Annotated in this window: 16 protein-coding genes and 1 pseudogene; 4 read left to right on the top strand and 13 right to left on the bottom strand. The window is 41.8% G+C overall.

Going from position 1 to position 20,789, the window contains the following annotated elements; translation table 11 throughout:
- Nucleotides 1–92 precede the first annotated feature (92 nt).
- A complete protein-coding gene (locus W234_RS0101095) occupies nt 93–2,294 on the bottom strand; it encodes a heavy metal translocating P-type ATPase (RefSeq protein ID WP_025643923.1) in 2,202 nt (733 codons plus the stop codon).
- 142 nt (nt 2,295–2,436) lie between these two features.
- On the opposite strand from W234_RS0101095, the gene cadR reads away from it, so the two are divergent.
- Entirely contained in the window at nt 2,437–2,847 is a 411-nt protein-coding gene (cadR, locus tag W234_RS0101090) for a Cd(II)/Pb(II)-responsive transcriptional regulator (protein WP_025643920.1), read from the top strand.
- A 147-nt stretch (nt 2,848–2,994) separates the two neighbouring features.
- Here the strand turns inward: cadR and W234_RS0101085 are convergent, their stop codons facing one another.
- On the bottom strand, nt 2,995–3,717 hold the full coding sequence (locus W234_RS0101085; protein WP_025643918.1) for a CHAP domain-containing protein: 723 nt from the start codon (nt 3,715–3,717) through the stop codon (nt 2,995–2,997).
- Nucleotides 3,718–4,513: 796 nt separating this feature from the next.
- Entirely contained in the window at nt 4,514–5,158 is a 645-nt protein-coding gene (locus W234_RS0101080) for a DUF411 domain-containing protein (protein WP_025643911.1), read from the bottom strand.
- 239 nt (nt 5,159–5,397) lie between these two features.
- On the opposite strand from W234_RS0101080, the gene lnt reads away from it, so the two are divergent.
- Nucleotides 5,398–6,966: an apolipoprotein N-acyltransferase gene (gene lnt / locus W234_RS0101075; RefSeq protein ID WP_025643909.1), complete on the top strand. Its 1,569-nt coding sequence runs from the start codon at nt 5,398–5,400 to the stop codon at nt 6,964–6,966.
- A 186-nt stretch (nt 6,967–7,152) separates the two neighbouring features.
- Here the strand turns inward: lnt and W234_RS0101070 are convergent, their stop codons facing one another.
- The 6 genes from W234_RS0101070 to W234_RS14130 all read right to left on the bottom strand — a co-directional run bounded on the left by W234_RS0101070 (nt 7,153) and on the right by W234_RS14130 (nt 14,569).
- Nucleotides 7,153–8,079, bottom strand: a complete 927-nt coding sequence (locus tag W234_RS0101070; protein ID WP_025643908.1) for a cation diffusion facilitator family transporter — start codon at nt 8,077–8,079, stop codon at nt 7,153–7,155.
- 245 nt (nt 8,080–8,324) lie between these two features.
- Nucleotides 8,325–8,465 (bottom strand): hypothetical protein, encoded by a 141-nt coding sequence (locus W234_RS14415; RefSeq protein WP_156410079.1) that lies wholly within the window; start codon nt 8,463–8,465, stop codon nt 8,325–8,327.
- 1,102 nt (nt 8,466–9,567) lie between these two features.
- Entirely contained in the window at nt 9,568–10,536 is a 969-nt protein-coding gene (locus tag W234_RS0101060; protein ID WP_025643906.1) for a DNA-binding protein, read from the bottom strand.
- Nucleotides 10,537–10,663: 127 nt separating this feature from the next.
- The gene (locus tag W234_RS0101055) at nt 10,664–10,960 is read right to left on the bottom strand and encodes a hypothetical protein (protein ID WP_025643904.1); all 297 of its coding nucleotides are present in this window, start codon (nt 10,958–10,960) and stop codon (nt 10,664–10,666) included.
- A 140-nt stretch (nt 10,961–11,100) separates the two neighbouring features.
- The gene (locus tag W234_RS0101050) at nt 11,101–12,042 is read right to left on the bottom strand and encodes a replication initiation protein (protein WP_025643902.1); all 942 of its coding nucleotides are present in this window, start codon (nt 12,040–12,042) and stop codon (nt 11,101–11,103) included.
- A 361-nt stretch (nt 12,043–12,403) separates the two neighbouring features.
- Entirely contained in the window at nt 12,404–14,569 is a 2,166-nt protein-coding gene (locus W234_RS14130) for a MobA/MobL family protein (protein ID WP_025643900.1), read from the bottom strand.
- Nucleotides 14,570–14,856: 287 nt separating this feature from the next.
- Here W234_RS14130 and W234_RS0101040 point away from each other — a divergent pair, with 287 nt between their 5' ends.
- Entirely contained in the window at nt 14,857–15,372 is a 516-nt protein-coding gene (locus W234_RS0101040) for a hypothetical protein (protein ID WP_025643898.1), read from the top strand.
- Nucleotides 15,373–15,378: 6 nt separating this feature from the next.
- A complete protein-coding gene (locus W234_RS0101035) occupies nt 15,379–15,939 on the top strand; it encodes a hypothetical protein (protein ID WP_025643896.1) in 561 nt (186 codons plus the stop codon).
- A gap of 45 nt (nt 15,940–15,984) precedes the next feature.
- On the opposite strand, the gene W234_RS0101030 is transcribed toward W234_RS0101035, so the two are convergent.
- From W234_RS0101030 to W234_RS0101015, 4 genes and pseudogenes are all read right to left on the bottom strand, one after another.
- Nucleotides 15,985–18,861 (bottom strand): type I restriction endonuclease subunit R, encoded by a 2,877-nt coding sequence (locus W234_RS0101030; RefSeq protein ID WP_025643893.1) that lies wholly within the window; start codon nt 18,859–18,861, stop codon nt 15,985–15,987.
- An 8-nt stretch (nt 18,862–18,869) separates the two neighbouring features.
- A complete protein-coding gene (locus W234_RS0101025; RefSeq protein ID WP_084212591.1) occupies nt 18,870–19,925 on the bottom strand; it encodes a restriction endonuclease subunit S in 1,056 nt (351 codons plus the stop codon).
- A pseudogene (locus tag W234_RS0101020) lies at nt 19,891–20,274 on the bottom strand (transposase family protein); the annotation flags it as partial. The pseudogene W234_RS0101020 and the gene W234_RS0101025, both read right to left, overlap by 35 nt.
- Before the next feature lie 8 nt (nt 20,275–20,282).
- Nucleotides 20,283–20,723, bottom strand: coding sequence for a transposase family protein (locus tag W234_RS0101015; protein WP_025643546.1), 441 nt, complete (start codon nt 20,721–20,723; stop codon nt 20,283–20,285).
- Nucleotides 20,724–20,789 lie beyond the last annotated feature (66 nt).

The raw sequence follows: 20,789 nt of genomic DNA, 5'->3' as shown, positions 1-20,789 counted from the left end.
TTGCAGTTTACTGTAGCGGTGGAATTTTTATTATTAGAACCCACCCCCGAAATCTGCTGCTATCTCTAGTTTTTAATTGATTTCGAAGGGTTTTATTTAACTACTTTAGGCGGAGTTACCAGTGGAGGCGCGCCTTTAAAGCGCAGTAAACGTAACGCATTGAGAGTAACGAGCACTGTTGCTCCAGCATCAGCTAGAACCGCAATCCATAGTCCAGTAATGCCGAATACGGTCGTGATCAGAAAGACGCCTTTGAGACCTAAAGCGAAAATGACGTTCTGATGAATGTTGCGCATGGTGGCACGCGAAAGTGCAATCAGATGGGCCATGTCTGTAACACGACTTTTTAATAATGCGATATCGGCCGTCTCAATGGCCACATCGGTACCACCACCCATCGCGATGCCAACATCAGCGGTTGCTAGTGCTGGCGCATCGTTAATACCATCACCCACCATCGCTATTTTGCTGTTATTCTTCATCTCGTTAAGCAAGCGCAGTTTGTCCTCAGGCAACAGCTCAGCTTCCCATTCCACGTCTAAATTACTGGCAAGTGCTTGAGCGGTTAAGCGGTTGTCGCCTGTTAGCATGACGGAGCGCACACCCATCGCTTTAAGTTGAGCCACACCTTCATGAGCGTCGTCTCGTAACTCGTCTCTTAGTGCGACCAATCCAAGCACTTCTCGACTTTGCTCATCGAAAAGAACTGAGACGGTCTTGCCCTCATTTTGCAGCGCCTCGATTTGTGCCTGTTGCTCGGCTGAAATTGATGCCTCATCTGCGGCATAAACAGGCGAACCGATAGCTAGCGCGCGCCCAGCGATAGTTGCGTGTACCGCTTTACCCGCAGTAGCAGAAGCTTTAGAAGCCACAGGTATGACAACTTTGGCGGCTTTGGCATGACTGACAATAGCTTCAGCAAGCGGGTGACTAGAACCTGTCTCCACACTGGCAAAGAGCGCCAATACCTTATCTTTACCTTGAGAATTCTGACCTTGAATACTTGAGTCCTCTTGTGTAAAGGCAACAACATCGGTCACGCGTGGTTTGCCTTCAGTTAAAGTGCCTGTCTTGTCAAAAGCGACTGTCTTCACTTGGCCGATGGTTTCTAAAGCACTACCGCCCTTGATCAGCAAGCCGCGGCGCGCACCGACCGCTAGACCAGAGGCGATAGCAGCTGGTGTTGAGAGCACAAGAGCACAAGGACAAGCGATCAATAATAAGGCTAGACCTCGATATAACCAAGTTGACCAATCTCCGCCCATGGTTAACGGTGGGACGATGATAATTAGGGCGGCAATAGCCATCACAGCCGGTGTATAGTAACGACTGAATTTCTCAATAAAACGGGCAGTGGGTGCTTTGGAAGCTTGCGCTTGCTCTACCAAATCAATAATGCGCGAAATAGTGTTATCGGCGGCTGTCTTTTCTACGCGCACTTGGAGCACACCATCGATGTTAATTGACCCTGCAAATACATTGTCACCCATCGTCTTGGCAACAGGAACAGACTCTCCCGTCACGGGCGAATCATCAAGGCTGGACGCACCTTGAACAATGGAACCATCAGCAGATACCCTATCTCCAGGACGCACCAGCACAAGGTCATTCACTTGTAATGAAGTCGCTGGAACGTTACGCTGCCCACCTTGAGCATCAAGTAAAATCGCACTTTTCGGAACCAGCGATGATAAGGCTCTGATGCCAGCGCGAGCGCGATCAGCAGCGATACTCTCAAACAGTTCACCGATTGAGAACAAAAAGACAACCGCTGCGGCCTCTTCAGCTTCACCAATGATAAGTGCGCCAAGCACGGCGACGGACATCAGCGTTTCAATTGAAAAGAATGAACCTGTTTTAGCCAGTGCTAAGGCTTTGCGTGCAAATGGAAAAACGCCTACAATCACAGCGATGGCAAACACCCATATCCCATAAGCGGGGAACAGTAGTGACAGTGCATAAGCGCTGCCCATCAAAATACCGAGACCAACAACCTGTTTGCCTTTTTGAGTTTGCCACCACCGCTTATCCTGCGGAGCCATCTGATTGTCGCTGTCAATATCAATAGCCGATACAGTTTGTTGACCAGTATTGGCAGATATACCGAACCCTAGGCTTTTGATGGTTTTTTCAATATCACTAGCCTGAGTCGGCGCATCAGGGGCCAAGCTTAGCTCTAGCGTTTCTGTAGCAAAATTTAGCTCAACATCAGAAACCCCAGGCATACGTTTCAAAGCTGTTTCAATCTTGCCGATGCAACTGGCACAGTCCATACCTTCAATATGATATTTCATAATAATTTACCCTTTGAATAATGATATTATGAACCCTCTAGTGGCTTTAGAGTCAAGGTTATTTATCTACAGTTTCGTAATTTTAATTTCTCTAGCGCTAGTCTTTACAGCCACTTTAATTATTTAAATCATAGAGGTTGTTATGACAATCAAAATTGGTGAGCTCGCTAAACGCACAGGTGCCACAGTAGAAACCATTCGCTATTACGAAAAGGAGCACTTATTACCCGAGCCTTTTCGTAGCGAAGGGAATTATCGTTTATATAATGAAGAGCACATTGAGCGTCTACAATTTATCCTACATTGCCGTACGCTCGATATGGCTTTAGATGATGTGCGAATCTTACTTGAATACTGGGAGTCGCCTGACAAGGACTGCGGCGATGTGAATAACTTGCTAGATGAGCACATTCATGCTGTGGAAATACGAATGGAAGAACTGATGCACTTAAAGCATCACTTGACCGTTTTGCGCCAGAAATGTGCAAGTAGTGCACCAGCGTCATCATGTGGCATTTTAAACGCGCTTGTCGATAACTCCTGTCATGAGTAATGATATCAGTAGTGTTCATTTCTGACGGATCAAATCATGAAAGGTTAAATACGCCCTGATGTTAAGCACAAAAAAACCCAGCAATGATATTAAGATCACTACTGGGTTGGAGGAAATAACAACTATGTTGTGCTGACTTAGAAAGTCTTATTTATCATTCATAGCAAGGTGGATATTACGATCTGATGCGGATGCGTCATCCACGTATTTTGAATCGCGCCATGTCGTATAAGCATAGACACCACTGTATGGGCTGATGCTGTTCTGACGGAAATCAGAAATCCAATTTTCGCCATCAAATATTTGGATATGGCCATGCGGGCGCTTTGATGAGCGATCATAGACAATAACATCACCTACTTGGGTTGGCATATCATTACTGATTTTGCTAAAACCTGCTTTATCAAGCGTGCCACGAGTGGCGTACTGATAGGCTGAAGGATTGGGTGTAAATTCATAACCAGCTGATTGTAGTGCTTTACGTACGTAACGGGCACAATATCCAGAGCTGCCAGATAAAGCCACTTTTGAGGCGCGAGCAGCAGCGATAGCGGGGGCTGAATTGCTGTCAGGAACTGTATTGACTTGCTGCTGTTGTTTTTCAGCGTATAAGCGGCTGTTTAATGATGAAAGCTGATTCTCTTTTTGCTTGGCCTGCGCACTTAGGTTGCTAATTGCTTGACTAATTTCATCATTATTAGAAACATAAGCACCACTTTTGGTGCTATAGATGTTTTTTGATGAACCGTAGTTTGATGCCACAGAAGTATTGGTGATGGTATTATTTGTTTGAGAGATTGTGATAGCAGCACCACTCGTTTGTGCTATGCCCATACCCAGTACTGACAAAATCAATAAAGCCTGTTTCATAAATCTAATACCTACGGTTAATTCAAAATCGTCTGTTATCAACAACAGCGCAGTCAATTAAATCTCAACAACACAAGTATATATACGTCATAGTGACTGATACTTCTGCTGCATATTATTCATATAAAAAATAATTATTGGCGATCACAGCTCATTGAAGTCTTACGAAGCTGTTACAAATCAAGCTGCTGACCAAAACACAAAGCCGACTTTAGCATAGGTTGTTTAGCCTGTCATTCCCCTTAAAAACCCCAAAAATACTTTTTTGATGTCGAAAAAATTGCTAATATCCCACATTTTACAATGTAAGTTTGTGTAACATGTACAGAATATAGCTGACTAGATTGACCACAATTTCTACTGTTTTATAAGCAAAAAAACGTCTGAGGGTTAAATCTATAATTTAGATTTAACCCTCAGACGTTTTTCTATTGGATGAAGTAATTACCCTATATAGGGTCTAACTAATTATTAAGATAATATAATAATTTATAATATTAATATAGATGTTAATTCCCTACTGGCTTATGTAATATTACGTAATTGTTTCGATACATCCTGTATATTCTTGTATTAACCCTTAATTATTTATCTATTTTAAGGGTTAATAACCGATAAATCCGCTTACATTGTCATCAAAAGTTACAAATTCAAAGTTATTTTTGCTTTTAAAGTCGCAATAGCTAATGATTTTTTTGATGAAGAATCATTTTATAAGCAATAGAACAGTCTTATACCTGCCTCATTTACTTTTAACGCTAACACTATAATCAAAGTATTCTTAACTGCTAACACACTATAATTGCTGCTCTACCGATTCAATATCAGCATAAACTTGGGTTGTCCCGTCTTTATTGAGCTGCATAACCTGATAGGGCATGAATTTATTTTGATACTCCATACCTGGGCTACCAATAGGCATGCCAGGTACGGCAAGACCCATAGCTTGTACTGGCGGATTTTCTAAAAACTGCGCCATATATTTAGCGGGTACATGACCTTCAAAGACGTAACCATCCGTAGTGACTACAGTATGGCAAGAACGCATTTCATTTGGAACGCTGTAGCGCTCTTTAAATACGGCTAAGTCCGCAACATCTTGCGCGGTTGCACTTAGACCATTATCTTCTGCATGACTTATCCATTCTTTACAGCAGCCGCAATTGGCATCTTTATAGACAGTGGCTGAGACGTTTTTTAGTAAGTCTGGTTTACTTACTGATGTCATCATAGAATTATTTATAACGTTTGGTTCAGCTGTCTTTGGAACAGCCAAAACATCTTCAGTTGATGCCGATGTTGTGCTTGCATCAGATACGCCACTACTCGGTTGGCTACAAGCAAATAGTGATGAGGCAGCCAGTAATAATAACGTACTACGCAACCCCTTAGACAGATAACGATTGAATATAAGACTGGATTTTATTTTTAAGGGGGTCATAGTGCTCTCTCATGTACTGTAGATATTGTGAGCTATAGAAGGTCAAGTAACACTTCATATCGTTTGGTAATGTAGCATAATAACCCATCAAACGGAGTACGTAAATTTATCCATTGAGCAGTGCGGACTGGTATCATAAGCAGTTTTCATTTTGAAATGCTGCCTGTAGTATTAACAGGTCTATCCGAGTTTTGGATTTTGACTAAAAATTCAAAACTCATAATTTTGGATAATTTGCGATGCGCCTGTCTACTATTAATCTACAAAAGCGTTTGAGTACTCACTCAAATCAATTACCGCTATGGTTTACGCTAGTAGCAGCATGGCTTGCAGGGGCTATTTTTTTATTTGCGCTAGCGCCTCATGGGTTCTGGCCGCTAGCAATAGTGTCACCAGCGATTTTATATGCGCTGTTGGTACCAAATATGAGTGGTCGTCGCGCTTTTATTATCGGTGAAGCTTACGGTATGGGGCTATGGTGCGTCGGCGGCTTTTGGCTCTATACTGCCATCCATGATTATAGCGATACTCCAACGTGGCTCGCATTGATTATGATTGGATTGATGGGTCTCGGTATGGGACTGTTTCATGGATTTTTAACACTAGTCTTTAACCGTATGGTAGGCAAACAACCCTTTTCATTTGCTGCTCTTTGGGTGCTACAAGAATGGTTAAAAACTTGGTTATTCACAGGCTTTCCGTGGCTATTTGTTGGTTATGCATTTACTGAAGAGTATTGGTTATCGTCCTTAGCACCCGTTGCTGGTGTTTTTGCCGTCTCTTTTGTTGCCATACTATTGGCTGCAAGTTTAGTAGAGCTACTGCTTCGACGCAGTAGTTATGCCGTCGTTTCTGTACTGTTATTAGCCATTAGCACATCATTATGGCTGGTCAATCCGCAATGGACAAAACCTAAGGGCACACCTGATCTGTCAGTGTCATTGATTCAAGGTAATATTTCACAAGATATAAAGTGGCTGACGCAATATCAAGTAGAAACGCTAAAGATTTATGCGAAGTTAACGCGCACTGAGTGGGGACGTGATGTGGTGGTGTGGCCTGAATCATCTATTCCGATGTTTCAGGATGAGGCTGCGGGCTTTATTAGTGAAATGATAGAAATGGCCAATGCGACCAATACGACATGGATAACTGGTATCCCTTATAAGGATAAAGCGGCATTCAATGCCAGTACGGATAAGTATCCCCCATTTTACAATAGCGTGATTGCTCGAGGTGTAGAAGCGGAAGGCCTATACAAGAAGCAGCGTCTAGTGCCTTTTGGAGAGTATATTCCATTTGAAGGCGTGCTCGATATTTTCCCAAGTTTGGCCGGTAGTCAGGATATTAAGAGCTATAGTCGTGGTAGTGATCAGCAGTCACCGCTAAAGGTGCGTGAACACAATATAGGGACGGCTATCTGTTATGAGGTAGCTTATCCAGATACCACGCGTAAAAATGCCATCGATACTGACTTTTTGTTGACCGTCTCTAACGATGCCTGGTTTGGCACTTCAGCAGGACCATTGCAACATTTGCAAATGGTACAAATGCGCGCGCTTGAGAACGGGCGCTGGTTTATTCGAGCGACCAATACTGGTGTTACCGCTATCATTAACCATAAAGGTCGTATTGTAAAACGCGCACCGCAGTTTGAGCGTACTGTACTACGTGGTGAGATACAGGCACGGGTTGGTAACACGCCCTTTATGCTTATGGGAAATTATCCTATCTTGATAATAATAACCCTGTTATTACTAATAAGCTATTTTGGCAAAGGTCTAACCACACTTAGAAGACGAGGGTAATAGTAAACTTAATCATAATAATTTAATCAGCGTAAGTTTTTTATTTTTTCTAGGTAACGTCCTAACGCACGTAAATATAAAAGTTTTAAACTATTGATCACATAAGAACTGATTGAAAAAATTATGTTGACATAAGGCACGCGCCTCATACTTAAAAAGAGATAGCTATATACGGTCTATCATCTTTTAGTTGATACTTTCATTTAATGCACGCGATTTTTGATTGTCATCTGCCTTAGTACCAAATTCAATAGTTGCATGTTGTATATTCTGATGCGCCAAATCTTCCTTGATGTTTTCTTTCATAGTAATAGTCTCTTCAAGCGTTATATCGGTCTTCGGTACAATATGAACTGTAAGAGCATTCTCAGTGGTACTCAAAGCCCAGATATGTAAATGATGAAAGTTTTGAATAAAATTATAGCTCTCTAAGATAGCAGTGATTTTACTGAGATCAACATTTTGAGGTACTCCGTCGATAGCAAGCTTGATACTCTCTTTTAGTAGACCCCAAGTCGATAACAGTATAACGACTGAAATAATCAAGCTAACTAGAGGATCAACGATATTCCAACTTGTATAGTAAATAATAATGCCCGAGATAACGACACCTAAAGAGACCAATGCATCTACCATTAGATGCAAGAAAGCACCTTTGATATTAATATCGTCTTTTTGACCTTTGTAGAATGCAAAAGCAGAAACAGTATTTATAAATACACCTATTAGAGCTGTAATAATAATAACTTTTCCTGCAACTTCCGGTATCGTATCAAATCGACCCAAGGCCTCATACGCAATACCTATAACGATTGCAACTAACAATATGGCGTTAATAAGAGACGCCATTATAGAAGCTTTTTTGTAGCCATAGGTATAAAGCGTAGTAGATGCTTTCTGTGCTAATTTCATTCCAATTAACGAGATTATTAAACTGGCAACATCACTTAAGTTGTGGCTAGCGTCTGCGATTAAAGCTAATGAATTAGTTGAATAGCCCACTATAAACTCGATGAGCGTAAATGCAGAATTTAGACCAATCCCAAAATAAAAAGCTTTATTCATATTTTTAGGGTCTGGAGCTTGATGACTGTGGTTATCTGAATTACTCATAATTTACCCTTGTTTAGGTTGCTGCATTTTATTAAAGGTAGAAAATAAGTTTATTGCATATTTTCTATATTGCACAGTCAATATTGCTCTAATACCGTAGACACACTTATTTTTATCAATAAACTGAGCCACAACTTGATTGTGTGTCCTATCTCTCCTTGGGCGAAAAAAGCGGATTTTACTGTAATCTAACTGGCTTACGTAAGCTTCTTGTTCTCATGTTCAAGCTCTTTAGTATGTGTAGCTTAGTCTTGAATGTTGGTTAGTATAGTTTCATTAGTGTGCTTTTTATGACATGACCACATAAAGGTGTAATCGTTTAATGCTTCAATCAGCATACGAACGGCGCGTTCTTTAATCTCAGGAGTGTAGGTTTGTCTTTTCATTATCGTATTCTCTCAGAAAGATGATTTACCGCTTCTTAACAGCGCGTGTAAAACCTTGCATCTGACGACTAAGCCGGTCTTCATAGTAAACTATCCCAGTATTGTCAGAAACTTAACGTCTTGTGAGGATGTACTAAGTGCTAACTTCAAAATGGTTGAAATACCTACGCTAAATGACGACAAAAAAAGCCTAAGCAATCTAATGAAAAAGTAGATAATAAAAACCCAATCTACATGACAAACAAAAAAATGCCTTTGGGAGTTGACTCCCAGAGGCATTTAGTTTTAAATATAGCTAACGGTTACAGCGTGTTGACGCACACTGTAACGAACAAATAAGCACCTGAACTGCGTTATTTGAACAGCATTAAATGCCCGTGTAGGTGCATTTTATCCAAAATATGCTTTCATATCAACCTTATTCACTATACATTTTAAAAACTGCTTGTTCGCTCGTTACCTCCTTGTGCTGCTCTCTCTGTAATTGTTACCCGTCAAATGGGTGGCAGGCCTCGGCGACGACTGCGTTTGACAGAAGGGTAAAGCTCTCGACAGGGGGTTCTAGACATATTGAGCAACGCAATGAGTGGTTACTCGTGCATATCGTAGCGGTATATTGGGTTTAGGCCCTTGCTAGCGTATGACAGCACAGTAGCGGTTAAGAGCGTGTCTAGGCGGTGCTATCAGCCGTAATCTTAACAACCGTAGCTTGATACAGTGATACGGTCTTGATGACGCGATGGGCGATGAAGTCGGCATGACTAATCACATCAAATCCAAGGAATGCACTAAAGCGTTTGTGAGTATTTTTTTACTCATAAACGCTTTAGGGTGAGTGTTCCTTGAAATCTGCTCAAGGCTCCAAAATCAGCATAAATTTACTTAGGCTAATTTAAATAGTATATAGCCCACTAGGCTATATACTATAAGACTTCAGAGAAAAATTTAGAATAGTTCTTATACAACAGTCATTTATTCAGTGAGTCGATATTGTCATAGTTGATTCATAAGCTTAGTGTGAATAGAACGAGATCTACGCTTTAGGTAAAGTCTCTTCCTAGCTCATAACTATTCTTTATCTTGGAACCTTGAATACTTTTATTTAATCAACATCCAAGGCGTTATCTTTGTTTTGAATAAGTATGAGATCATCTTGAGCTTTCTTGAGTTTATTTTGTAACACAGTCACTTGTTCTTGTTCTGATAGGTGACGGCTCGATAGCTCGCCATATTGCTTATTCAATATACTATGTTCAGCTTCAAGTTTAGCCTGTATTTGAGTCAGCTGCTCATAAAGTCCTGATAGCTTATCACGTTCAGCGGTGACCGCCTTTAGCTCTCCTTTGATCTCTGCGGTAGCAGTTTGTATCTCATTGCGTTCAGCTGTGACCGTCTTTAGCTCTGACTTAGTGGCTTTAAGCTCCGCCTTTAAACGTGCAATCTCTGCTTTATCGCTATCAGCTGTAGCTTTAAGCGTGGCTACCTCACCAAGACTACTAGTAAGCTCTACAGATTGCTTATCTAATGCGCTACGTGTCTCTACAAGCTGTGATTGTGCTGTTTCTGCTTTAGTTCGTTCAAGCTCTAATTGATGCTTAGTATCTGATAGCGTCTGTTTGGTAGCATCATGGTCAGCTGTGGCTTGCTGAGCGCTTTTAGTTGCTGCTTCCGCAGTAGTGGCCACTTCGTCCAGCTGCTGTAGTAGATCTGCTTGTTCACCCTCTAAGGTTTTAACTGCTTCTTGCGCTTCGTCCGTCTCTGCTTGTGCCTTAACCTTAACCACCTCTAGAGCTTCACGCTCCTTAGACAGCCTATCGTTCGCCATATCAATAGCTGTCTGCCACATATCAGCGCCAAGCGTGTGCAAGCGTCCAGTGATACCGCTAGGTAAATCCACTTGTTGTAGCTCTTGCTCTTCCTGCTGTTCTCGCTTCCAACTCTGCATAGCATCACTAATGGTAGTGAATGAGCCACCGCCTAGCGCCTTACGCACCTCTGCCAGTGTCGGCTTGATCCCTTGCTCCTGTAATCGGTCAGCTGCTGCATGAATATCTTGTGTGGTGAGTGCCATGATTTTGTATTCCTTGATAGTGCATTGTAGTATGTTGTATATAGTATAATACAATATACAACATACTACAATACAAGGTGTAAAAAAACCCCAAGTCGTCTTGAGGTTATAACTTGTTGGCTAAGACTTAATGATCAGTTAGGTATTCTTCTAGGGCATCATTGATCATGTCCTGATAGTTACCGCCTGTCTGCTTGGCTCTGTCCTTAAACTTAGCAAGAATGCTTGGGCTGATAACACTGGCTTCTGTAGTAAGCGTTTGTGGTTTGATACTGCCACGGATCGCGCCTGACCAGTCGGTGATTTCTGGAATGTCCGATAGATCAATGTCGTCATCGCTAAGCGTTGCTAAGTACTCTAAGTCCGCTTGCTGCTTAGCCGTTAATGGCGGCAACTTATCTATGTGATAACTAACCTTGTTCATATTGTCTCCTTTCAATCTTTATGGCACGCCTGGCAGAGATAATGCGTATAACCTCAGGCCATAGATTTCAAACACTGCAAAAGCATTGGCCTTTGACTCTTAAGTAAGCCATATATCATAATTGGTAGTAAACATAGTAATTACCTACCTTGACTGACTTTTGGTAAGTAGCTCTCAAGCGCTTTGTTTGGCTTGTTAAAGCTTTCAGGTTCCCGCTGTATGAGGTTAATCATTTCACGCTTAAAAATATCAGTACTCATTTTACCGTCATAGCTTAAACCTGGGTGATCGTTATAGTCGTTCATAAACTGCACATTATCAACAATTGATTTGATCTTATCTTCTGACAATTTACCGTCTTTACCAGCAATTTTATCTAATAACTTTTTGTGAAATTTGAGCTTTAAGCCTTTATAGCCCTTCCCTCTTGCTTTTTTTTGATACTCTACACTGACTTTATAATTCGTATTTTCATTTATATCATTGATAGCTGTTTCAATAACATATCTTCGCAACTCACTAAATTGCTTATACTTATCTTTAACACACATTACGTGTTTAAACTCTTCTATCGTAAACTCTTTGCTGTACTGGTATTGATTAACCCACATTACCACCAATTCATACATTTTTATTGAATGAATACTCGATAACTCACCTATTTCTAATAGCTTGTATTTAGTGAAATTAGCTTTAAGTTGCGTCAAATATGGCAGTATTTTATTTGCGAATGATAATACGACTTCTCCGTTATCCGGATCATAGACAATACTACTAACAAGCCTTGTTTGAAGCGTTTTATTCTCGGGCAAGCTCATAACAATATCGACGTCATATAAACGTTTGCTTGCGTTCTCTATGTCACGATAAACATTCTGTTCGTTCTTAGACTTCTTACCAAAAAACAATGATTTAATATCATCAACTGTTACTTTATATTCTGTGTCTTGCGTGACATTTGGTGCATCAGGCCTACTATCAATCTGACTAATACAAGCAAGCATGAGCTCTTTATCCGTCTTTTGCATTGTGTACGTTGCTAGGATTAAATCATTTGACTGAACAACTAAGTTATTTTCCATTTCAACTCTGCGCCCATAGTTACATTTAACAAGATATTATCATAAAATAGAGTTATAAAAAGAGTGTTTTTTATTTATCTCTGTTTTTTGCTCATTTACTCTGTTTTCTGCTCATTTACTCTGTTTTCTGCTCATTTACTCTGTTTTCTGCTCATTTACTCTTTTTCTTTCTTGTAAGGTATTGATTTTAACAGGGAAAAAAGGCTCTTAAACAGGAGTAAACAGGAGTAAACAGGATTAAATAAACCCCTTAAAGAAACGGGTGATAAACTTTTTTGTGGATAAGTGAAAAATCATCACTTAAACCGCGTAGCTTGCCTAAGTAACTTATTTCTCAGTAACGGTTCTTTTGAGGATTAGATTAAGGACTAAATCCTCGACTGGGTGTATTAGTTCTACTCACTTGATGCTGATAGGACTCTAAACCGCTCTGTATCGCTTTGTGTTGGCTTTCAGACAACTCTTTACCATATCGCTCAGTAAACGTCTCTAAAGTGGCTTTAAGAGCCTCTGAGTAGGTTTTACGCTGGGTTGTTGGTAAGGAATTAACATCACGCAACGCAAGTTTGAATTGCTGACAGGTTTTATCCAAGATATCTGCTAAATGTTCTTTAGCAACCTCCCTTGCCTCAGCTGGGTAGTTATCCTGATTGATGTAATCCATTAATTCTTCTATATAGCTGAACGATGACATGGTGTCCCGAGTCATTCTGCCAACCTCTCCTGCGCTACCGCCTAGCTTGTCAATGATACTAGTATTAAATGTCGCACGCTTTTGATCAATATCGTCCCTAAAGTCCTCAAAATGCTTAATAAGTGCCAGATACTGCTCTCGTTCAGCTTTAGGATCACGCAAAAGCTTGATAATGGATTTGTTATTTTCAACCAGCGTGTAATCAAAACGTTTGCCCACTTGCTGTAAGTGATCTCTAAACCCTAGCGCTTTATCTTTATCTTCAATACCAAGGCGCTTTGCAAACTCGCTAAGTATCGCAACTTGACGCTTATCAAATTTATCAGGGGCATCCTCTATCGTTTCTCCTTGTGCCCAGCTGATTGCCATTGAATTGTGATGGCGTTGAATTAAACGCATGGCTAAGTGCAGCTTCATACGTTCAGCATACTCAAAGATTCTCTCATCTTTGTGACGGTTTGCTCGAGTGTCTCGATCAACTTGTCTTTGCTGTCGATCAAGTCGAGCAGCTCTTGCTCGTCGTGCTGCGTCATCGAAGGGGTTGGGGGCTGGTCTTGCACTTCGCTCAGTTGCTTTGTTAATTTCAATATTTGACTTTCCGATAGCTTCAGTGATTCCCTCAATTGCTTGTTTTGTGTCGTCAATTCTTTGTGTGAGCTTGTTATTTGCTTGTGCTGTGCCATTAATTCTTTGTTTTGTGTCATCACATCGCTTTGGTAGGTTTTCGCATCGTTTAGCTGCCCAAGCAATGCCTGATTTTGCCTCTTCAACGCATCGTTTTGTGTCGTCAACTCGAATTGCCGTTCTATTATTTTGTTCTGTGCAGTACGTAATGTGAGGTTCTGAGCTTCCAGAGAGGTGTTTTGCAAAATCAGCTCGCTGTTTTGTGCCTCCAATGCTGCCAGGTAGTCTTGCATTTTTCTCAGTTGCCCAAGCAAGTCCTTTTCTAAGTGCGCTAATTCGTCGCTCATTGTCTGCTTCCTGTTTGATATGGTTGTCAGCCACCAATTTATTACGTGCTTTGATGGCGCGGTTGGTGTCTCCTTTTTCGGTCGTGATGCCTCGGCGCTCCATTGCCGTCGCCTCAACGCCCATTTTAATGGTGGGCTGCTGATCAAGCCCCTGATCCTTATAACTGCGCGCATCCATCAATGGCAGATGATGCTGCGCCAACACTTTATTGGCGGTATCTACCCACATCTCCCGAACACGCTTAATCTCTTGCATCGATGACGGCAGATCATGCGCCTTACGTTTTTTGTTGGACCACTCAAACGGGGTCTTAAGCTTTGGATCAAACGCCAAGGTTTTATTCGGTCCAATGGTAGGCGCTCGAGTAGTGACTAAAATATGCGCGTGAAAATTACGGGGATCAGGGTTCTCCTCACCCTCACGCAAATACTTAGAGCTTGGCGGTACATTAGGATCAAAAGGCAATTTCATCACCGGACGATGGATACACACATCAGCAATCACCTCCATATCGTCGCAAAGCTTTTGGGCAAAGTTGATGGCCAGCTGATGCCGATCATATTCGTCTAACTCATACGGCAAATTAATCAGCCACTCACGCGCCACCCGACTGTCCGAACGTGTCTCTGCCGCTTCAGCGGTATTCCAAAGCGTCTCTCGATCCACACTCACACCCAGCGCCTTTAGCGAAAATGGTAAAACAATATCGCTACTCATAACCCCAGACTTTTTACTATAGTCATGCGTCTTGCCATATTTGGCATCATCAAGCACATCCCCAGCACGATAGGCCGCCGACGCCACAGCTGACTGCCCTGATTTTCGAGAAATCGCCTTTGTCGCAATATGTACCATCGTCATAAAGAGCCACCTGCTATTGTTGCTTTTTTCACACCACCGCTTTTTGTGGTGTGCGGGGTTTGGGGTTTCCCCAACGAAGAAGGATTCAAAATTAAGATAGTAACGAAGTGGATAGATTAAATTTTGAGTCGTTACTTCGCCCTTAGTCAGGGAGACGCCACCATCAAATACTAAAATAATATATCTGAGGTGTCTGATGCGGTTGTGTTAAAGCTTACCACAAGCGATTGAATGATAGTGAGGTGCTTGCTATGCTGAGTAAAATTTAATCGATAAGGGTAAATCTGATGTCAGTATCTAATAATAAAGCACCTATGTCTATTTTTGATAGTCAAGACTCTAATGAGCTAAAAGAGCGTCAACGGTTAGAAGAGTTAAAACGCCAAGCTAAGGTTCAGCAGGTGAAGCTGGATAAACGATTAAACAAGCAGAAGATTCTAATGGGGGCATTTTTGGGTCAAGTATTGGCAACTGAAGGTGAAACTGAGCAAATGATTCGAGATTACTTCGCCATTCACTTTCCAGATTTTTTAACAAGGAAATCAGATAAGTTTTTATTCAAAAGTATGATCGAGAGTTTAGGTGGTGATATAGGATTGGGTGAGGAAGAGGATCCATTTTTAGCCAACGTAAAAGAAAATAATAAAGAAGCTACTGATCAAAATACAGGCGTTGAAGGCAGAAATACTGATAGCAATAACCAAACGCAATCTGACTCTCTGGCTAATTATAGAGAACAGGATTCGCTACTAGATGACAATAGTCATGCTACTGGTGGAAGTAATCCAAACTATCATGGGTAATAGGTTATGTTTATTGAAAGCCACAAAGCTGCGCTATCAAGCTTTGATGCAAATATAGAGCCGTATATGGTCGATGGTGTAGTGGCAGATAGTGAAGGCGCTTTATCTGTGATGCTGCCACTTGCAAGAAATACGATAGCCATTAAATTTGCAGAAGATGATCATAGCGTTGCGGAAATGGTAGCTCGTGCATTTACTTTGTTTGAAAACTTCTGCACAAGCGATCAAGCATACGCTTTTTACAATGAGATGATGGAAAATCCAAAATTATATGATCGTGTGATGCAGTTCGTTACTCTGATGCTAATAGCTGATAAGCCATTAGGAACCCTTGCCATAAGTAAGGCAGTGGATAAAAAACATGCAAAGCTTTTGAGTGATGTTCGGCTGATTGGTGGAATTTTTGGGTTTTATGATAAAGAGACTAAGGTTTATACAGATGATATCACTTGCATAACTCATCTCAATGGAACAACTAAAGAGCTGACTCTGCCCCCTGAGAAGGTTTTGATGCTGATGAGCTATTACATAAATGGCCAACGTGTATTGACCATGATGCCCTGGTGATGGGTTTAGGTTAAAGTGCAGTTGCACAGGATCATGGATAGTCTTTTACATATCAGCATAAAACTTCTGGATAAAGTCACGAGTCTTGCTCATGAGTCGCTCGTGAAGGGGTTTGCGCTCAAATAGCTTAACTTTATAGTTAGGTAGCGCTTTCACTTCGTTACGGTCAGGTAGCCGCTTGCTAGTCTTATACTTTCTGAGGATCTCTTGCATGACATCGGCTTTCAGATTGTTATCTTTACATAGCTCTTGGTACGCAGCCTCCTTCTCTACGTCCCAAAAGTGTGCAAAAGCCTCCTCTACTGTCTGACCATCTGGCATTTTAGGCATCTGCTCCTTGATGAACTTTTGGATAAGCTCTTGCTTGTCGCGGAAGGTCGGCTCATTCATGATTAAATCGTTCACCTGGGCTTGGTACTGGGCTGCCTTCTCTTCGTTGCCATCGTCTTGCTGCTTATTGGCTTGCTTGAGTAGCTCTAGTATGTAGCCGACATTGATACGATCGCTATGTAGCATTTCAATCTGAAAGTTGATGTCATCGAGTATTGAGGTTTTATCCTGGCTATTCTTGTTCTGGGTGCGAATGTTGCGGTATAGGTCTATATATTTACTGGCAAAATTGGCGAAGTCTTCTTTATTCAGATCTGTATCAGCCTGGTCGTAGTCTACGAAGGTACCTAACTGCTCGTTATAGCGCATCACTTCACGAAAGGCTTTGATAAATGCTAACTGCTCATCTTCAGTCTCTAGTGTATCAACGGCCTTATAATCAGCGCAGATGTCTAAAAGGGTCTTAGCGGCTTGATCGTAGTGCTTTCGTAGCTCATGCATTTCAGGAATGACGGCGATATCTTTCGCTTGCTTGTTGGCAAACAGGGCTAGAGCGTCGTCGGTGTTTTGCTTTAGGTTACGAAAGCAGACGATATTACCAAAGGGCTTTTTATCGTTATAGATACGGTTGGTGCGTGAGAAGGCTTGTACCAGACCATGGTACTTTAGGTTCTTATCCACGTATAGCGTATTTAAGGTTTTGGCGTCGAATCCTGTCAGAAACATGTTCACGACGATCAGAATATCGATCTTGCGCTGTTTTACTTTGGTGGCGATATCACGATAGTAAGGATAGTAGTTCTTGCCTGAATCAAAGTTTGTAGCGAATGTATGATTGTATTGGCCAATGTAGCGATCTAACTTGTCGCGGCTGCTCTCATCAATTTGGGCAGGGGTTTCAAAGCTGGACTCTGCAATGAGCCCATTGTCTTCGAAACTGGCATCGGTCGCTTCGTTGGCCGCATAAGAAAATATCGTAGCAATGGTGAGTGGCTTGAATGTAGGGTCATCGGCTTGCTTTTGCGCTTGAATACGCTCAAAAGCGTCGTAGTACTGCGTGAGTATATCAACGGAGCTGACGCAAAATATGGCGTTAAACTCGCGGCGTTTGGTCTTGGTGTCATGCTTTTCGATGATATAGCGAGCGATATCATCAATGCGTTTAGGGTCGTTATAGACCTCTTGAGTGTCAATGGCGGTGACTTTTTCATCGGCAGCACTGTCGTTTTTGGTGAATTTACCCACATAGTCAATCTGAAAGGGCAGCACGTTTCTGTCACGAATGGCATCCACGATGGTGTAGCGGTGCAAGCACTCATCAAATAGGTAGGCGGTAGTGAGCTTAAGCCCAGCTTTGTTGTGAGCGTTGTCAATCAATATGGGTGTGCCTGTAAAACCGAACATCTGCGATTGTTGAAAAAAGCGTTTGATGTTTCGGTGCGTTTCACCAAATTGGCTGCGGTGACATTCATCAAAGATAAAGACGACTTTTTTGTCTTGTAAGTAGCGGATTTTTTCTTGATGGCGCTCTGATTTGATAGCGCGGTTGAGCTTTTGAATGGTGGTGACGATCAGCTTGTCGTGGGTCTCGCCGAGCTGCTTGACTAAGTTTTTGGTGTTGGTGGTACTGTCTACGCTGCCGTCTTTAAAGGCGTTGAACTCATTGGCGGTTTGGGTGTCCAAATCATTTCTATCGACAACAAACACCACCTTTTCGACATCGGGTAGCCCCATGATGATTTGACTGGCTTTAAATGAGGTCAGCGTTTTGCCTGATCCTGTGGTATGCCAAATATAACCGTTTTTGTCTGAGGCGGTGGCGCGCTCAATTAAGCGCTTGGTGGCATGGACTTGATAGGGTCTGAGCACCATCATGGTCTTGGAGTACTCATAGAGCACGACAAACTGAGCGATCATCTCGGTTAAATGCGTAGGGGTTAAAAACACCTCAGCAAAATCAACGATTTCATTGATCGGTTTGTTGTCGCTGTCCGCCCAGGGAAAGGTAAAATTAAAGTGCTGAGTGCCTTTGGCATAGTAGCGCGTGTTTGCGCCATTACTGATGACGAACAGCTGAACGAACTCAAATAAGCCATGTCCTGCCTTGTAGGCGGCTTTTGAGTAACGCATGGTCTGATGGAATGCCTCGGCAATCTCGATGCCGCCACGGCGCTTAAGCTCGATTTGCACTAGGGGCAAGCCGTTAACCAAGATGGTGACGTCAAAGCGACTGGTGCGCCCGTTTTGGCTGCTGTGGTCAACCATAATCTGATTGCTCAGCTGCCAAATGTTGTCATCAGCGTTTGGCCAAAAAAACTGAATATGGCGTGAGCTGCCATCATCGAATTTGACGTTGAACTTATCGCGCAGCTTTTTGGCACGCTCAAAGGCGCTGCCACTGCCAAGATGACTGATAACTTGCTTCCACTCATCATCAGATAATGGCTGATCCAGCTGATTGGCGCGGACGATTTGCGTCTTTAGGTTGGCAAGGAGTGCCGCCTCGGTGGTAATGGTAACGCGCTCATAACCCAAATCCTGCATTTGCGTCATTAGGCTGTCTTCGAGTTGGTACTCACTTTGCTCAGTCATGTTATACCTTATACAAACATCTGCTGTAATAAGCCTTTTTTCCACGTTTTGGCGTGGTCGATTTGCTCGGCAACGTTATCAATTTTTTGGTCAATAGCGGTTAGGAAGTTGGCAATTTTAGTTTGTTCTTCGCAGCAAGGATATGACATAACAGCGCTTGCTACGGTTTTCCAATCAGCGCGTGGCATCTTTGAACCAGACTGAATACTCGTAAGCTCTGAAAAACCTTCGCTTTGTATATATTGATATAGGTAATTATTAGATATCTCTATACCTGTAAGAACCCAAATCTCAGTAGAGCAGACACCCTTAAAGTCAGGCTGGGCAAATTTATTTAAATATGGACGTAATTTTCCATACAAAACATTAGATCTTTCAAATACGTTTTTCGTGCTTTTTTGATTTTTACTGTCAGTAGTGCCTAGTATTGTCCCTGTACCTTGCGATAAGTGTTCAAGTTCAATGCAAGGTAGATTATTTTCTACTTTAGGATTAAAGCTTTCTGATTTGTTCGTGAAAACGTTGCCAATCAAACTTTCTTCCCAATCCTCAAAATCACTACCATCGTCGGCTTTAAAGCGCAGTTTTTGGCTAAAAAGCTGCTGCATCATGCCTTTTTTGTACTCGGTAAGCAGTTCATGCTTTTGGGTCAGCTCGTCGATCTTAGTATCGACAGCGGATAGAAATGTGGCGATTTTGGTTTGTTCTTCTTTAGCAGGATAATAGATTTCTAAATTCTGTAGTTCAGAAGTATCTAGCTTACCTGCCCCAATACCTGTTGATGTAACTTTATTTTGGATAATGTTTTCTTGAGATAGCAACCATTGAAAAAAATAATATTCGTTCAAATCTTCTTTAGTAATAATAGATTTAACATCTTGATTGAAGGCTACGTCTTTTAAAGCCATCCCCATCGGTATTTTTTTAAACAGCATGCTCCCACGAACTAGAATAAGTATTGAGTTTTTTGGGGCTAACTTTGACCCTTTTTTGAGTCCTAAATCAGTAATATTAGACCTCTTGCAAAAGTCATAATTTAAGCTCGGAATTAATGATACCAGCAAACAGCTTCATTCTAAGATCATAGCGCTGACGACGGTTGCGATATTTATGAGCCACGATTTTAAACAACTTGATTAAGCCTATTTTGTGCTCAACCACAATACGGAACTTTGCCAGATAGTGATTGGCCTGTTTGCATATCTCTAATAACTGACCACCACGAGGTTTCTTAAATGGCGTGAAAGTTTGCTCATGTAACTTTGCTAACCCTTGATAACCACTATCGGCTAGTAGCTTGGCGTCACAAGGTAACCAGTCAGGACAAGTATCTTTATACAGCTTAAAATCGTGGATTGACCCTTTACAGGTTTGCACATCAAGTATCAAACCAGTTTGCCAATGAACGATAACCTGCGCTTTTAAGGTGTGTTGTTTTTTCTTACCGCTGTAGTAGTCTCTTTGGTTTTTTTTGGACGCTCAATAGGGGTTTCGGTAGCATCAACAATGACGACTGACCAATTGATGTCGTCATCGACACGACTAGGCAGCTTTTTAGGTAATTCAAACTTGCCAGAGTCAATCAGTGTGTCTTCTACTTTACGAATGATACGGCTAGCAGAAGACTCATGAATACCAAAGTCCATACTGATATGATAAAGCGTGCGGTATTCACGCCAATAAGTCAGGGCTAGTAGTATCTGCTCCTTAAGACTGAGCACACTTGGTCTACCTGATTTGGTCTTAGATGCTTCATGCTCTTGCATGGCATCAAGCATGTCATAAAAGGTGGCTTTATGAATGCCAGTGTAGCGTTTAAAACCAGCGTCACTTTGTTTGAGTAGCTTATCTATGTTTGGCATGGTTCTTAGACAACGATGAATGTTCTTCTTATTTTAATTCCCTCTGCTACTTTTGCAAGAGGTCTA

The sequence above is a fragment of the Psychrobacter sp. TB15 genome (assembly GCF_000511655.1).
Taxonomy (GTDB): Bacteria; Pseudomonadota; Gammaproteobacteria; order Pseudomonadales; family Moraxellaceae; genus Psychrobacter; species Psychrobacter submarinus.
The sequence above is the reverse complement of the archived record's forward strand: the minus strand, read 5'-3'. Positions and strand labels throughout refer to the sequence as shown.